At 61.2% G+C, this 15,187-nt stretch carries 13 protein-coding genes and 1 pseudogene; 4 read left to right on the top strand and 10 right to left on the bottom strand.

The genetic code is table 11. From position 1 onward, the window contains the following. Positions 1-29 precede the first annotated feature (29 nt). The 5 genes from NKI22_RS30605 to NKI22_RS30585 all read right to left on the bottom strand — a co-directional run bounded on the left by NKI22_RS30605 (position 30) and on the right by NKI22_RS30585 (position 4,799). The gene (locus NKI22_RS30605) at positions 30-1,361 is read right to left on the bottom strand and encodes a UDP-glucose dehydrogenase family protein (RefSeq protein WP_023717987.1); all 1,332 of its coding nucleotides are present in this window, start codon (positions 1,359-1,361) and stop codon (positions 30-32) included. 85 nt (positions 1,362-1,446) lie between these two features. Then, on the bottom strand, positions 1,447-2,313 hold the full coding sequence (gene exoK, locus NKI22_RS30600) for an endo-1,3-1,4-beta-glycanase ExoK (RefSeq protein WP_023717988.1): 867 nt from the start codon (positions 2,311-2,313) through the stop codon (positions 1,447-1,449). 134 nt (positions 2,314-2,447) lie between these two features. After that, on the bottom strand, positions 2,448-2,849 hold the full coding sequence (locus NKI22_RS30595) for a hypothetical protein (RefSeq protein WP_023717989.1): 402 nt from the start codon (positions 2,847-2,849) through the stop codon (positions 2,448-2,450). Positions 2,850-3,105: 256 nt separating this feature from the next. Beyond that, a complete protein-coding gene (locus tag NKI22_RS30590; protein WP_023717990.1) occupies positions 3,106-4,128 on the bottom strand; it encodes a glycosyltransferase family 2 protein in 1,023 nt (340 codons plus the stop codon). Between the two features lie 398 nt (positions 4,129-4,526). Continuing rightward, the gene (locus tag NKI22_RS30585; protein WP_023717992.1) at positions 4,527-4,799 is read right to left on the bottom strand and encodes an exopolysaccharide production repressor protein; all 273 of its coding nucleotides are present in this window, start codon (positions 4,797-4,799) and stop codon (positions 4,527-4,529) included. A 605-nt stretch (positions 4,800-5,404) separates the two neighbouring features. Here NKI22_RS30585 and NKI22_RS30580 point away from each other — a divergent pair. Continuing rightward, positions 5,405-6,082 carry a sugar transferase gene (locus NKI22_RS30580; RefSeq protein WP_023717993.1) on the top strand — a complete coding sequence of 226 codons (678 nt, stop codon included), beginning with the start codon at positions 5,405-5,407 and terminating at the stop codon, positions 6,080-6,082. 193 nt (positions 6,083-6,275) lie between these two features. Continuing rightward, the gene (locus NKI22_RS30575; RefSeq protein WP_084642532.1) at positions 6,276-7,499 is read left to right on the top strand and encodes a polysaccharide biosynthesis/export family protein; all 1,224 of its coding nucleotides are present in this window, start codon (positions 6,276-6,278) and stop codon (positions 7,497-7,499) included. Positions 7,500-7,627: 128 nt separating this feature from the next. On the opposite strand, the gene NKI22_RS30570 is transcribed toward NKI22_RS30575, so the two are convergent. After that, positions 7,628-8,899 carry an O-antigen ligase family protein gene (locus NKI22_RS30570; RefSeq protein WP_352790656.1) on the bottom strand — a complete coding sequence of 424 codons (1,272 nt, stop codon included), beginning with the start codon at positions 8,897-8,899 and terminating at the stop codon, positions 7,628-7,630. A gap of 329 nt (positions 8,900-9,228) precedes the next feature. On the opposite strand from NKI22_RS30570, the gene NKI22_RS30565 reads away from it, so the two are divergent. Next, complete coding sequence (locus NKI22_RS30565) at positions 9,229-9,981, top strand: SDR family NAD(P)-dependent oxidoreductase (protein WP_352817028.1); 753 nt, start codon at positions 9,229-9,231, stop codon at positions 9,979-9,981. A gap of 40 nt (positions 9,982-10,021) precedes the next feature. On the opposite strand, the gene NKI22_RS30560 is transcribed toward NKI22_RS30565, so the two are convergent. Both NKI22_RS30560 and NKI22_RS30555 read right to left on the bottom strand, forming a co-directional pair. Next, entirely contained in the window at positions 10,022-10,603 is a 582-nt protein-coding gene (locus NKI22_RS30560; protein WP_023717996.1) for a DUF1349 domain-containing protein, read from the bottom strand. Between the two features lie 46 nt (positions 10,604-10,649). After that, positions 10,650-12,086, bottom strand: a complete 1,437-nt coding sequence (locus tag NKI22_RS30555) for an aldehyde dehydrogenase family protein (protein ID WP_031193674.1) — start codon at positions 12,084-12,086, stop codon at positions 10,650-10,652. Between the two features lie 177 nt (positions 12,087-12,263). Here NKI22_RS30555 and NKI22_RS30550 point away from each other — a divergent pair, with 177 nt between their 5' ends. Next, positions 12,264-13,295 carry a hydroxyacid dehydrogenase gene (locus NKI22_RS30550; protein WP_023717998.1) on the top strand — a complete coding sequence of 344 codons (1,032 nt, stop codon included), beginning with the start codon at positions 12,264-12,266 and terminating at the stop codon, positions 13,293-13,295. 27 nt (positions 13,296-13,322) lie between these two features. Here NKI22_RS30550 and NKI22_RS30545 read toward each other — a convergent pair whose 3' ends face one another. Both NKI22_RS30545 and NKI22_RS30540 read right to left on the bottom strand, forming a co-directional pair. Beyond that, positions 13,323-13,808, bottom strand: coding sequence for a hypothetical protein (locus NKI22_RS30545; RefSeq protein WP_023717999.1), 486 nt, complete (start codon positions 13,806-13,808; stop codon positions 13,323-13,325). Between the two features lie 104 nt (positions 13,809-13,912). Next, a pseudogene (locus tag NKI22_RS30540) lies at positions 13,913-15,187 on the bottom strand (molybdopterin dinucleotide binding domain-containing protein); the annotation flags it as partial.

Below are 15,187 nucleotides of genomic sequence, written 5' to 3'. Positions count from 1 at the left end.
ACCTGGCTCCTTGCTGGACCGCCCTATCGTCACGCCGCCATTCTGCCGATGCTGTGGTATTCGATGCCGTGGCGGGCGATGACCTTGGGGTCGTAGAGGTTGCGTCCGTCGAAGATGACGGGCGTGGTCAGCGCGTCCTTCAATGCATCGAAGGACGGCGCACTGAAGCTCTTCCACTCGGTCACGATCAAGAGCGCGTCGGCGCCTCGCACAGCGGCCTCTTTGGTGCCGCACAGCTGCAGGTCGTCGCGCAACCCGTAGATCGCCTGGCATTCCTGCATCGCCTCGGGATCGTAGGCCTGCACATTGGCACCGGCGGCCCAGAGCGCCTCCATCAGCGTGCGGGCCGGGGCTTCGCGCATGTCGTCGGTATTGGGCTTGAAGGCCAGGCCCCACAGCGCAAAGGTCTTGCCCTTGAGATTGCCCTTGAAATAGCGGTCCACCTTCTCGAACAGGACCGACTTCTGCTGGTTGTTGCGCTCCTCGACGGCACGCAGCAGCTTGGCGTCGAACTTGATGGCTTCGGCGGTCTTGATCAGGGCGCGCACATCCTTCGGGAAGCACGAGCCGCCATAGCCGAGGCCCGGATAGATGAAGTGGTAGCCGATCCGCGGGTCGCTGCCGATGCCCTTGCGGACCTCCTCGATGTCGGCGCCCAGTTGCTCGGCCAAATTGGCCATTTCGTTCATGAAGCTGATCTTGGTCGCCAGCATGCAATTGGCCGCGTATTTGGTAAACTCGGCACTGCGCACGTCCATCACGATCATCTTTTCGTGGTTGCGGTTGAACGGCGCGTAGAGCTCGCGCATCACCGCCTCGGTGTCCTCGTTGCTGGTGCCGACGATGATGCGGTCGGGCTTCATGCAGTCGCTCACAGCGGACCCTTCCTTGAGGAATTCCGGATTGGAGGCGACGTCGAAAGCCAGATCCTCGCGCCCGCGCGCCCTCAGCGTCTCGGCAATCCTGGCCTTTATCCTTTCGCAGGTGCCGACCGGCACGGTCGACTTGCCGACGACGATCTTGGGCGCGTCCATCTCACGACCGATAGCCTCGGCGACGGCCAGCACATATTTCAGGTCTGCCGAACCATCCTCGCCCGGAGGCGTGCCGACCGCGATCATCTGGATCTGGCCATGCTTGATCGCCGCGGCGGCGTCGGTGGTGAACTTGATGCGGCCGGCGGCATGGTTCTCCTTGACCATGTTTTCGAGCCCAGGCTCGAAGATCGGGACATGGCCCTGGTTGAGCCGCTCGACCTTTTTCGCGTCGATGTCGACGCAAACCACCTGATGGCCGACTTCGGCAAGCACCGCCGCCTGTACAAGACCGACATAGCCGATTCCAAAGACAGTCAAATTCATTCGGTTTCATTCCTGTTCAAGGCTTCGGGCCTGTTCGAGCTTCGGGCTTCGGACCACCTTCGGCCCGGCCGGTTCAGATGCGCTTCTAGTTCGTTTTGCATGACAGCGATTCCGGGAATTGGCAGGGCTGGCCGAGTGCGGTGAATGCAACGCGGTCCACTTGCATGGCGAGCTTGCGGCCCGGATCCGAGAACGGCCCCATCCAGCCCTTCATAGTATCGCTGCCCCACAGGCTGAAATAGATCCTTTGCGAATGGGTGGGCAGCTTCGCCGGATCGGTGATCTCGTGGACAAGCTTGCCGTTGACGTACCAGCGCAGCCGGTCCTTTTCCCAGACGAAGGCGTAGTCGTTGAATGCCTTGTCGGTGCCGCCGGCGACGTCGACCAGCTTCTCGTTCTTGCCCTTGCCGGCTATGTAGGCGTTGACCTGGACCTTGGACGTGTCCTTGGTCAGCACCTCGAAGTCGATTTCATCATGCGGCTGCTTGTCGGCATCGCCGACGAAGCTGAAGAATGCCGCGTTGACGCCGGAGCCCGTGTCGGTCTTCATCCGCGCCTCGTAGGTGCCGTAGCCGAAGCGCTGCTTGGTCTGGATCTCGGCGCAGGCGAATTCGCGATCCTTCAGCTTGCGCTTCTCGAAACCGAGCGTCAGCATGCCGTCGGAAAGGCCGATCAGGCTTTTGGACCAGGTGCAGTTCTGATGCTTGCCGTTCGTCCAGCCGTCGGAAATGTACCAGCGCGCGCGACTGAGGCTGGTGAAATCATCGACAAAGGACGGCGCGGTTGGGAGATCCTGGGCGCGGACGGGCACCAGGCCCGCAACCAGGCTGCCGAGAACGATCAGCAGAAACGCGCCGTCTGAACGGAGCCGCCGCAGCTTGCCTGGGGTCGGGCGCGTGAGCGGGGTGCCGCCGGTTGCCGGGGTGGACGTGCTTTTAGGATCTGCGTTCATATCAAACTCACCTTTGTGCTGTGCGCCCCCAAAGCGATCGTTCGAACCGTGATGAAACAAGCTAATCTTGACCTCTTCGCTCCTAGGCTCCTGTAGCGTGCCCAAAACCATTGCGCCGACCCCGGGATGTTCGCTCAACCTGTGCCGGGACCGGCGGGTTTCACAAAATCGGTCCTTATGTCTGGGCCGTTCTGCCGATCCTCCTCGAAGATTTCATCCAGCGAATGACGGAGATCCTTCATCATCTGCTTCTGGCGCGAGAGCGCAGCGATGCGCCGCTCGCAATTCAGGATCGACCTAGTCAGTTCGCCAACTTCGGAAGACCTGCGGGAGGAGACCGCCCCGTTTTCCATGGCCTCGACCAGGAAGGCGGCATTGGTGGCCGTTGTCCTGTAGCGGTTCTCAAGTCCGTTCTTCTCCGCCTCGACCTCGGCCGCGATCTGGTCCAGCAGCTTCGCCAAGCGATCGAGTCGCGCGGTGTCGGTCTGCGTGTCGCGCGCCGGATCTCTCGATCGGAAGCGAAAGATCGAGGCCATGCAGTCAGCGCCCCATCATCGTCGAGACGATGACCGGCCTTGGCGCCCGTCCACGTTCAAAAGACATTTCTCGCATCGTCCAGCTCCTCTGACAGGGGATGTCTCGGGCCAGTTCGGTTGGCCGTCCAAAATTGCTGCACCGCAACATAGATTGCCATTCCCCGCGCGCATAGGCAACCACCTAGATCGTAAACTCATAAATCGCGTCGAAATGGTGCGAGCCGACCGAGGTAAGGCGATCGCCACGTTGACGAGCCTAGCTTTCGCCGGCTGTGCTGGTTCCGGCCATGAGGAAGCGCAGCGGCGGCACATGCTGACGCTTCGCGGCGAAGCCAGCGCGGCGAAACAGCGCATCCAGCTTGTCGGAGGCAACGCCGCGGACGACGGCCGTGAGGTTGGACGAGCCGGCCAAGGCATAGGCCACAGCCGGCGCCAGCCCGCGCTCAGTCTTCACGTCTAAGAACTTCCGCAACCGGTATTTGTCGCGAATGTGCCGCTCGTGCCTTCTCAGCGCAGCCTTCGATGCCTCCGGCAAACTGTCGATCGCAAGCAGTGCCAGGTCGGCATCGGCCAGATGCTTCAGATCCTGGGTGTTGTGCCGTCCGCTCAGCGAATCGGCGCGCACGATCGCGCCGTAGCCACAGGATTTGATGACCTTGAAGCGCGCGCCATGCGCAACCGCGCGCGCATAGAGTTCATAGTCTTCGCCAAGGCGCAGCTTCTCGTCGTAGCGCAGCCCATGCCGATCGAGGAAGGCGCGGCTGATCACGGGTTTGAGGAAGCCCAGTTCCCCTCGTTGCACACGGCGCCTGGAGATGTTGGCGTCGATGAAACCCTCGAAATCGAGGAATTCCGGCTCGGGCGAAAACGGTGGAGCGACGATTTTCGAGACGTCGGTTGCCGCGTCATCCCTGACAAGCATGATGTTGTCTGCCGCGAAATCCCAATCGGTGCTGGCGAACAGTCTGTGAAACCTGCCTTCGAAAAAGAAATCATCAGCGTCCAGGATGCTGATGAACGGCGACCTGGAACCGGCTATCGCGGCGTTGCGGGCAAAGGAGGGGCCGCGATTGACGTCGAAGCGGATGACGGAAAGGCGGCCCGTGCCGTCGTCGGCTGCATGGGCGACTTTCGCGGTATCGTCGGTGGACGCGTCGTCGACGACGATGACTTCCGCAACCTCCGGCTCGCGCAATGCCGATGCAATGGCAGCCGGGATTGTCCGCGCCGCGTTACGGGCAGCGATGATCACGCAGACTTGGGATGATGTCATGGACATGCCTCTCGATTGCAGAAATCGTTGCGGATTTCCTCGCCCTCCCCGCTCAATGCCTCACCGCCCGTCTGACATGCATCGGCCCAAATGCCTATGCTGCAAGTGCGAAGCAAGCATCGCCAAAATCATCGGCGCCGTCCAGTTTTTCATTTGGTTGGGTGTCATGACGCGGCTGGGCAGGCGGCGAGCCGCAATCGGGATAGCTCCCGAAAGGCGCCGCTTGGCAGAGCCGCTCCTGCACGGCCCGGATCAAGCCACTGGCGCGCTCAGTTGGCCAACCAGTCACTGCCGAGTAGGTCGTGGCGATGGAGAGCGGCCGCTTGGTGGAGGCCGGGAGCATCGAGGAATTGAAGAAACGGGATGCCGACTTGCGGCGTGTTGCTGGAGGCCAACGCCCGAAATCAGTGAAGGCCTCTCCTGGCGCTTAATTTCTCGCCTTCGGCCGCTTCGTTCGAACTCAGCTTTCGTTCTGCGTCGCGAATTTTGTCGGCCGAGGTCGGGGCATTTCTTGCGACCATGGCAAAGACCAGCAGAAAATAACCGAGTTGGATGACTATGGCGCAGCCGATGACGCGAAAAAGCGTCGTGCCGAGCGAGGCGCCGCCCAAATAGGACCAGACGACCACGATCGCCAGCGCAAAACACATTCCGATAATGAACTTTGGCAGTGACATACCCGATGGCCCATCAACCGGCTCGGGAAAAAATGTCGACAAGCCCACCCCGAGCACCTCCCTTAAACTCTGCGAGCTTGTTTAGGTTGCCCGCTTCTGGCCGGTTGCTTCCGGCCTTGCCCAATCTGTCCATACTCCGACAGAAACAATTTGCAACTCTATTGAGGCGAGCAATAGGCGGCAAGGGCAGCTACGGAATAATTTTAAGCGAATCCTCAGGATCGCCTCTGCCATGGTGCAATGCACACGTCGGCATCACCACTGATTGACGGATATCGACTCGCTCCAGTAAGATTTATAATATTGACCAGTATCTTATCATAACATCAGTCGATATTTTGAACTTCTAAATGACGGCAAAGCTCCACAACCGGGTATAAAGAGCGATTCGCCCAAAATAAGCCCCAAAATTGGACTAGATTTTCCAAAATTGCCCATAATCTGTCGCCTTTGCGACATAAAGGCAAAATTTTGTGCAGGACGAGTTCATTATTTAGTCAGTTCATGACGCGACTATTACAGCCGGCTGGGAAATTGTGTGTTGCGCTGCAACATTTTTTTGGTATCGTGCGCTAAACCATCCGTTCAACGTATGGAGTTTACGCATGAGGGACGTAGCCAAGCCGGCCGACGCGGATTTTTCGCAGGCCGGCGTCGATTTTCCGCCGCCGATCGGCGGCCTGCTCAAACGCAGCTTCGATATTGCCGGTTCGCTGATCGGCCTGGTCGCTCTCAGCCCGCTGTTCGTGATGATAGCGCTGCTTGTCAGGTTTTCCGATGGCGGGCCGATTTTCTATGGTCATAGCCGGATCGGCCGCGGAGGACGGATTTTTCCGTGCCTCAAGTTCCGCACTATGGTTCCAGACGGCGAGCGGGTGCTTGCTGCCTATCTCGCCGCGAATCCGGAGGCCAACGCCGAATGGATAGCGACCCGCAAGTTGAAGAACGACCCGCGGATCACGCGCGTCGGAGCGGTGCTGAGGAAGCTCAGCCTCGATGAGTTGCCGCAGATCATCAACATCCTGCAGGGGGATATGAGCCTGGTTGGGCCTCGTCCCGTGGTACGCGATGAGTTGGAGATCTATGGCAATTCGGCCGTCTATTACCTGAAATCGCGCCCCGGCCTGACCGGGCTCTGGCAGGTTAGCGGACGCAACGATGTTTCCTACGACAGCCGCGTCGCGTTCGATCGACACTATGTCGAGAACTGGTCGATGTTCGAAGACATTCGCATCATCATCAAGACCGTACCTGCGGTCTGGATGTCGCGAGGCTGCTACTGACGGCCGCTTGCTGGCCGTGCATCGAGGAGCGACTGTCCAGAATTCGAGCCCGGAACTCAGGCCCCGGGACTCAGGCATCGGGACTCAGGCATCGGGCGGGGCAAACCAGATCGGAAACGCTCAGTTGAAAGCAGATATAATCGATATCTTTTGCACCGGCATTCTCTCCAGACGCATGCCGCGAGTACGACTTTTGACGACTTGCCTCACGCTGGCGACCGGCCTGTCGCTGGCCCTGCCGCAGTTTGCCTTCGCCGATGACTATCGGCTTGGAGCACAAGACAAGCTAACCATCCGCGTAGCGGAATGGCAGACCGTCGAAGGCACGTTCCGTGACTGGTCGGCCATCAATGGAGAATACACGGTCGGGCCGGCAGGAACCTTGTCGGTGCCGTTCGTCGGCGAGATGCCCGCATCCGGCAAGACGACCTCGGAGATCGCGGCATCGCTCGGCGAGGCGCTACAGCGTAAGCTCGCCCTGGCTGACAAGCCCGAGGCTTCCGTCGAAATGGCGCAGTACCGGCCGTTCTATATTTCTGGCGAGGTGCAATCGCCCGGACAGTATCCTTGCGTGCCTGGGCTGACGGTGCTGAAAGCGATGAGCATTGCCGGCGGAACCCGGCGGAACTCGGAGAGCGGGCAGCGCTACGACCGCGACCTGATCAATGCCAAGGGCAATTTCGACGTACTTCAAGACCAACAGGTCAGGCTGATCGTCAAGCGCGCCCGCATCGAAGCGGAACTGGCGAACAAGCCGTCATTCGAAGTGCCGAAGGAAGTGGCCGACGATCCGAAGCTGCCCAGCATCGTTGCCGATGAGACGGCGATCCTGGCGGCCGACCAGAAGAAACTCAACCTACGCTTGCAGGCGCTCGACGACTTGAAGGCGCTGCTGCAGAGCGAGATCGATTCGCTGCAGAAAAAGATCGTCAACCAGCAGAAGCAGGTCGATCTGGCGAAGGAGCAGCTCAACGGTATCGGCTCGCTGGCGCAAAAAGGCCTGGTCGTCAACACCCGGGTTTTGAATTCCCAGCAAACCATCGCCGACCTCGAAGGCCAGATACTGGATTACGAAACGGCGATTCTCACGGCCAAGCAGTCGATCAGCAAGGCCACTCAGGACGCTATCGATCTGGAGAACACCCAGAACTCCACCCTCGCGACCGACCGGCAACAGACGGAAGCCGACCTCAACGAAGCGACGCTGAAGCTGAATATGGAAAAAGGCTTGATGACCGAAGCCCTGTCGGGCAACCCCATGCCGCAATTCTATGGCAACAACGAACCAGCCGCCATGTCGTTTTCCCTGGTGCGGGTGGTCGACGGCAAGACCAGCGAAATCACCGCCGACGAAGACACGCCGGTGCTGCCCGGGGACGTGATCAAGGTCAAACCGGCGCCCCTGGCCATCCAGTAGCTTCTTTCCACCGGAGCGAAGCACCCACCTCGCAGGCGGCGGCCTGCGGGGTTTTGGGCTTCGTATTTTATGGATCAGAAAACAAGGCGGCCTTTGGGCGACGAACAGCCCGGATCGGCCCGCTCTACCTAGCCTCGCACGGCGTCCGGTTCCTCGAGATGGTTCGCGGCGCTCCACCGGGAACGGGCGACGGACGGCACCTTCACCAGCTTGAAGTAGCTGTAATACAGCAGGAACGATCCCATGATGTAGGGATTGAGGGTCTCGACCTCGACGAAGGAGCGGATGAACAAAAGCACCATGACGCCGGCGAGAATCACAGACTCGGCTTGCCATGTCCTGAATATCAGCGCCGAGACGTGCCCCCAGAGCGTGCGCAGGATGATCAGCGACAGCAGTGTCGCTCCGACGAAGCCGAGTTCCACCAAGGTCTCGATGTAGGTGTTGTGGAAGTGGAAGCCGCTTCGGGCGGCGATGTAGAATTCATTCCACAGCCGCTCGGCCTCGGAGAAGCCCTGCACCCAATACGCCGCGTAGCCGACGCCGAGGATGGGCGATTGCTGCGCGGCATTCCAGCCCTGCTGCCAGAGGTAGGTTCGTCCGGTGAGCGTCGAATCCTTGCCGAAGAGGCCAAGGACAAAGTCCATTAGCCCGAGATTCAGCGCAATCACGGTGCAGGCGACCAGCCCGCCTGCACCGATCACGAAAATAACCCGGCGATGGCGGAGCGAAAGCAGCTTGCCCATGGAAAGCAGCGCGACCAGGGCGAGAACCGCCGGGGTCGATGCCATCGAAGTGGCCGAATGCGACACGACCAGCAGATAGCCCGACAGAAGGACGATTGGTACAATCAACAAAAAACCTATGCGGCCGCGCCTGAGAAAGGCCAGGTAGACAACGCAGAAATAGATGCCAAGCGATGCGACAAAGCCGATCTGGTTCTTGGAGCTGAAAGCGCCGACGAAATTGTATGTCCCGTCGAGAACGTCGTAGGAATAACTCGCGACCTTGAGCGAGTAGAGCAGGACGACGAAAATCCCTATTAGGGCGCCTATGGTCAAGGTCCGGACGCTGACCGTGCGCGCGGCAATGTAGGCGCATGCGATATGGGAACAATATTGCACGGCCGTCCTTGCCGTGGTGCCGGGAGCTGCCGACCAGAACACCGAGAAGCAGACATAGGCTGCAAACGCCAGCGGAAGCCAGGCGCTGGAGGCGTGCCTTAATATTTTCCGATAGTCGACCAGGATGAGCGGCAGCCAGACCGCATAATAGGCCAGGATCATGGCCTGGCCGAAAATGGTCGAGTAGGAGAATGCCCAGATCGAGACGGCAACGGCAAAGCTGCCATAGACCGTGTTCTTGTCCGGATCAATCAACAGAGATTTTGGGATCTTCATCTCGGTAGCGGTTTTCCGTCCTTGCAGCTCAATGCCGATTTCATGGCCGCTCATGGGCCGATTCATCGGATCGATGGGGGCCTCGCCTGCAGGCGCTCGCATTGTGCAGTGCAATATAGCGCATCCGGCGCTGCATGTCACCCGGATGACAAACTGGGCGAAGTCGTTCCTGCAGTTCTCCCATGCCGGACGAGACGATTTGGCCAAGAGGCAGTGCCGTTCAATTGCCTGGTGCTGGCCCATCACGAAGCTGTTCGGAGGCTGCAAGTCCGCGCTTGAACTTGTCCGCCGTTGACTTCACATTCGCCGCCGATTGGGAGGAAGACCACATGCCGATGAGTTTCGCGGGACGATTTGCCGGACGATCTGCTGTTATCACCGGCGGCGCCTCAGGCATCGGCCTTGCCGTCGCGCAAAGGATCACTAAGGAAGGCGGGCGTGTTTCGGTCTGGGATCGCGATGCCGCCCAGATCGAGCAGGCCAAGGCCATTGTTCCAGGCCTGCACAGCGTCACCTTAGACGTTGCCGACCCCATAGCGGTCGAAGCCGCCGCCCGAGAGACGATCGAAGCGATTGGCGCAGTCGATGTCCTTGTCACCAGCGCTGCCATCACCGGACCGAACATGACGACCTGGGAGTATTCCGTAGAGGATTGGCGCCGGGTCATCGACATCAACATCAACGGCGTCTTCTTCTGCAACAAAGCGCTGGTCCCGCATATGCTCGAACGCAATTACGGCAGGATCATCAACATCGCCTCGATTGCCGGCAAGGAAGGTAACCCGAACGCCTCGGCCTACAGCACCTCCAAGGCCGCGGTGATCGGCATGACCAAATCGCTTGGCAAGGAACTGGCCAAGACCAGGGTAACGGTGAACTGCGTCACGCCGGCGGCCGTGCGCACCGCGATCTTCCAGCAGATGAGCCAGCAGCACATCGACTTCATGCTGTCCAAAATACCAATGGCGCGGTTCGGCGAGGTCGAGGAGGTGGCGGCGCTGATTTGCTGGATCGCGTCCGAGGAATGCTCGTTCACGACGGCGGCCGTCTTCGACGTCTCCGGCGGCCGGGCGACCTACTGAGGCCGGCCGGACGCAAACCGCCCGACCGGATCGCGGCGCCTCAGTCGTGGAGCTGCCGCGAGATCGGCGGGCCGATCGAAAAGTCGCTGAATGTGACCTCGAAGCCCTCGCGCTGCGGCGAACAGCACATCATGCCGACATCGACCGTTTTCGAGGGTGGGAAATAGGCAAGCCGCACCGGCTTCCAATGCTTGTCGGACGCGTCCAGATACTGGACACGGATCGTCTCGGCATGACGCGTCAAGCGGATCCTGACGCCGTCCGGGTCGGCCGGAATATTGGCCAGCGACCAGTCGGAGGCATCGTTGGTGACGACGACGGAAAAATACATCAGCCCGTCGGTGTATTCGATGCCGGCCTTGATCCAATGGGTCTCGCTCAGGCGGACCATAAGCCCGGCTTGGTCGTAAAGCACCTCATAGTGCCCCTTGACGGTGACTTCGGCGCTGAAATCGCCCTCGACCTCACGATAGAGGAAATGGCCATTGTCGCGCCAGAAGCCGTAGAACGTCTCGCGCCAGAAGTCTGTCTCCTTGCCGGTCCGCACATGCACCGTATTGTCGCCGAACTCGTAGTGCGGCGGCGGATTGAGCCAGGTCAGGTCCGTATTTTCAGATGCCATCGATTTGCTCGCCTGCCTGGCTGGTCCCGGATGAGTGCCGCCGTGATCAGCCAGCGAAGGTATAGGCGGTCTTCACGGTGGTGTAGAACTCCGCGGCGTAACGGCCCTGCTCGCGCGGGCCATAGCTCGATCCCTTGCGCCCGCCGAAAGGCACGTGGAAGTCGACGCCCGCCGTCGGCAGGTTGACCATGACCATGCCGGCTTCCGAATTGCGCTTGAAATGCGTGGCATGCTTGAGGCTCGAGGTGCAGATGCCGGACGTCAGCCCGAACGGTGTGTCGTTGGCCACCGCCAGCGCCTCATCATAATTCTTGACGCGGATGACGTTGGCGACCGGTCCGAAAATCTCCTCACGGGAAATGCGCATGGCGTTGGTGGTTTCGGTGAACAGCGCCGGTTGCAAATAGAAGCCGCGGGTTTCGCGATCGAGCCGCTCACCGCCGAAAGCGAGATCGGCACCTTCCTGACGTCCGATGGCGATATAGTCCTCGTCCTGTTTGAGCTGGCTCTGGTCGACCACCGGCCCGATCTGGGTCTTGGCATCGAGAGCGTCGCCGATGACCAGCTTGCCCAGGCGATCTTTCATCGCCTCGACGAAGCGGTCATGGATGCCGTCCGTCACCACCAGGCGGGACGACGCCGTGCAGCGCTGGCCGGTCGAGAAGTAGGCGCCGTTGACCGCGCAGTCGACGGCGACGGCAAGGTCGGCATCATCGAGCACGACAAGCGGGTTCTTGCCGCCCATTTCGAGCTGGAACTTGCGCATGTGCTCGACGCTGGCGGCGGCCACGCGCTTGCCGGTGCCGACCGAGCCGGTGAAGGTGATGGCGTTGAGATCAGGGCTGTCGAGCATGGCCTGGCCGACCACCGAACCTTTGCCCATCACCAGGTTGAGCACGCCGTTGGGCAGTCCGGCGCGGTGCAGGATGTCGACAATTGTCCAGGCGCTCTCCGGAACGAGTTCCGCCGGCTTGAAGACGATAGTGTTGCCGTAGGCCAGCGCCGGAGCGATTTTCCAGGCCGGAATGGCGATCGGGAAATTCCACGGCGTGATGATGCCGACGACGCCGACCGCTTCGCGGGTGATCTCGACGCCGACGCCGGGCCGCACGCTTGGCACCAGCTCGCCCGACAGGCGTAGCGTCTCGCCGGCGAAGAAGTCGAATATCTGGGCAGCCCGCACAGTCTCGCCAATGCCCTCGACCAGCGTCTTGCCTTCCTCGCGCGCCAAGGCCCGGCCGATTTCATCTTTCCGCGCGGCGATCTCGTCCGACGCCTTCCTCAGCACCGCGTGGCGTGCCAGCAGGCCCGATCGGGACCATGCCGGAAATGCCGCCTTCGCCGCCGCGATGGCCTGCCGGGCGTGCTCGGCGCCTCCCGATGCATATTCGCCGACCACGTCGTCGAGATTGGACGGGTTGATATTGCGGCAGCCGGCATCGCCCACCCACTCGCCATCGATGAGGTTCTTTCGAAACGGGATCATGTCGCTGTCTTCCTTGTCGTCCTTCGATCGCCGTCTATCTGGACCACCGACCGCCACACCGCAAGGCCGAAAGGCGGGCAAACTTCTCCTCCTCGACAGGCATGTGATAGGGGTCGGGCTGGAAAAGATGATTCCAGTATGGTGCGTCGTGGATCGCACGGGAGGAAAAGTATCATGTCCGACAACGCGTTGCCGCTGGTGATCAGCGCACCCCATCCACGCACGCTCGACCTGATCTTCACGCCGGCTGCGCTGACGAAATTTCGGTCGAAATACCGCATCGTCGAAACATCGCCCGAAGGTGTCGCGGCGCTGCCGGCCGATATCCTTGGCGAGGCGCGCTACATTGTCGGCCAGCCGCCGATCGCGCCAGAGACACTGGAAAAAATGAAGGCGCTGCGCTGCATCTTCAATGTCGAGAGCAACCTCATCAACAACATGCCATATGAGACGCTGTTTTCGCGCGGCATCCATGTCGTCACCACTGGGCTGGTCTTTGCCGAACCGGTGGCCGAGCTCGGCCTTGCCATGGCGCTCAACCTTGCCCGCGACATCGTCGATGCCGACCTCGCTTTTCGTCAAGGCAAGGAATTGTGGGGCGGCGACGGCAACCGGACGGCGCGGCTTCTTTCCGGCGCGGATGTCGGCATCATCGGCTTCGGCGATCTCGGCCGCGCGCTCAACCGGCTTTTGACGGGTTTTCGCACGCGGCCAAAAGTCTTCGACCCGTGGCTGCCGCCGTCGATCCTGATCGAGAACGGCGTTGAGCCGGCCTCGCTCGATGAAGTCCTGTCGAGCAGCGATTTCGTCTTCGTCGTCACTTCGGTGACCAGCGAAAACCAGGGTTTCCTCGGCGCCGAAGCCTTTGCCAGGATGCGCGAGGGATCCGCTTTCATCCTACTCAGCCGGGCTGGCGTGGTCGATTTTCCGGCACTGATGGATGCTGTCCGCAGCGGCCACATCGTCGCCGCCAGTGATGTTTTTCCTGAGGAGCCGCTGGCCCAAGATCACCCGGTCCGCACATTGCCGGGGTTCCTGCGCTCCGCCCACCGGGCCGGCGCACTCGACATCGCTTTCAAGCGGATGGGCGACATGGTGCTGGAAGACATGGACCTGGTCGACCGCGGCCTGCCGCCGATGCGTTCGAAGCGGGCCGAGCGTGAGACCGTTTCGCGAATGCGCTCAAAGCCGGTCGACAAGAATTAAGCCGTCTGTCCCGACGGTCGCACATGCTCAGATCGTGAAGGACCAAAACAGGCAGGCCAGTGTCGCAGCGGCGAAGACGACGAAGAACAGGCTTCTCAACAGGATGTTGCGCCGCAGTTCGTTGATGAAGAGATGGCATCCGACGATGGCTGCGACAAACAGGAACCGCCAGTTCAGCAGTGCCGAGAGCACATCGTGCTGACCGAAAGCAAATCTGGCGGCGAGACATCCAACGATGACCGCGAACAACACGATGACCGTCCAGAAGATTGCATCGGCGGCATGCGTCAGGACGATGCCGGCGAGCCTGATCGGCAGAACCATCATCAGCAGTGCGCTGAGGAAGTAGACCGCCGCGAGCGGAATGAATGCCCCTGCATCGGCGACGTCACTCAAGCGCTTGGCGCCGATCGCGCCATAGGGATAGCCATGCCTGGCCACCGCCAGGCTGAGCGCCATCAGCAAAGCCGTCAGCACGGCCGCAAGCGCGAATGAGGTCAGGGCTTTACTCATGGGGCTCCCGTTCCGAACGAATCGAAGTCAGAACGGTGGTAGCCTATGGTTTGTAAATTGCTAGTAAGCATCATGCAGCGGCGCGGCAGGGTTCCTCGGCGCATTCACTCTGCAGCTTGCAGACGCCGCCCGTCGATAATGGTCTTGATCTCGGCGCGGCAGGAGCCGCAATTGGTGCCGGCGTGAAGGGCGGCGCCGATTGCCGCGACGCTGGTGCAGCCGCCGCGCACCGCTTCCGCGATCTGGTTGGCACCGACCCCGAAACAGGCGCAGACGATGGCGCCGCGGTCGACGCTCTTGCCGCCAGGCCTGCCGGCGACGATCGCCAGCCGCGCCTGCCGATCGGCATGGTCGGCACCCAGTTGTTCGGCCGCCCAGCCGCGCGACACCGCTACCGGGGTAGGCGCAAGATAGAGCGCGCCGACCAGCCGACCGCCCGCGAAACGGGCGAAGCGATGGTGCCCGCCGGCGATGTCGTGATAGGCGAGCGCCTCGCCTTCCGGGCCGAACAGCGCGGCGGCAAACCCGGTCCAGTCGCGGCTGTCCTGCAGCGCAATTTCAAGGCGCCAGCCGGCGGGGCAGCGGGCGAGGCTCCAATAATCGGCGTCGATGGATGCGGGCCGTTCCGCAAGCACCGCGAAGCCGAAGGCCGTGGCGGCGAACCGCTCGATTCGGGCGGCAACGTTCTTTGAAGCCGGCTGGCCTGAAATCGCATCAGTCGTCGGCGCGACCAGGGCATCGACGCGCGCGCGCGGAAAACTGATCGGTCCAGTGCATCGGCACGAACACAGAGCCTTGGCGTTGGCGCCCTGTCACCAGCGCGCGGACCACGACCTCGCCATAAGCTGTCGAGACGCGCACAATATCGGCATCGCCGATGCCGTAGTGCTGCGCATCAGCCGGGTGAATTTCGACGAAAGGCTCGGCCATGTGCTGCGACAGGCGCGGGCTCTTGCCGGTTCGCGTCATGGTGTGCCAGTGGTCGCGCACGCGCCCGGTGTTGAGCACCAACGGGTAGTCCAGGCTGGTGCGGGTTTGGGCGGTTGGGCGGATGGCAATAAAGCGTGCCTTGCCGTCGGGTGTGTAGAAATTGCCGTTGGCAAAGAAGCGGGTGCTTTTGTCCTCCGGCTGGCGCCACGCACCCCCCTCTGGCCTGCCGGCCATCTCCCCCTCAGGGGGGGAGATTGGCAGTTTTGCCGGCACCGCCTTTTCAGCAATGGTAACGATTGGCGAAACCGGTGGCGACATCCAATCTCCCCCCTTGAGGGGGAGATGGCCGGCAGGCCAGAGGGGGGTGCCTTGGCTCGGCGCTGGCCATTGGAATGGCGCCAATTTCTCAAAGGTCCCTGAATCAATCGCGCCATACGCGCCTATATCAA

It is taken from the genome of Mesorhizobium sp. M0778, from assembly GCF_040320105.1.
In the GTDB taxonomy this organism is placed as follows: Bacteria; Pseudomonadota; Alphaproteobacteria; order Rhizobiales; family Rhizobiaceae; genus Mesorhizobium.
This window is presented reverse-complemented; position numbering and strand designations above follow the sequence as displayed.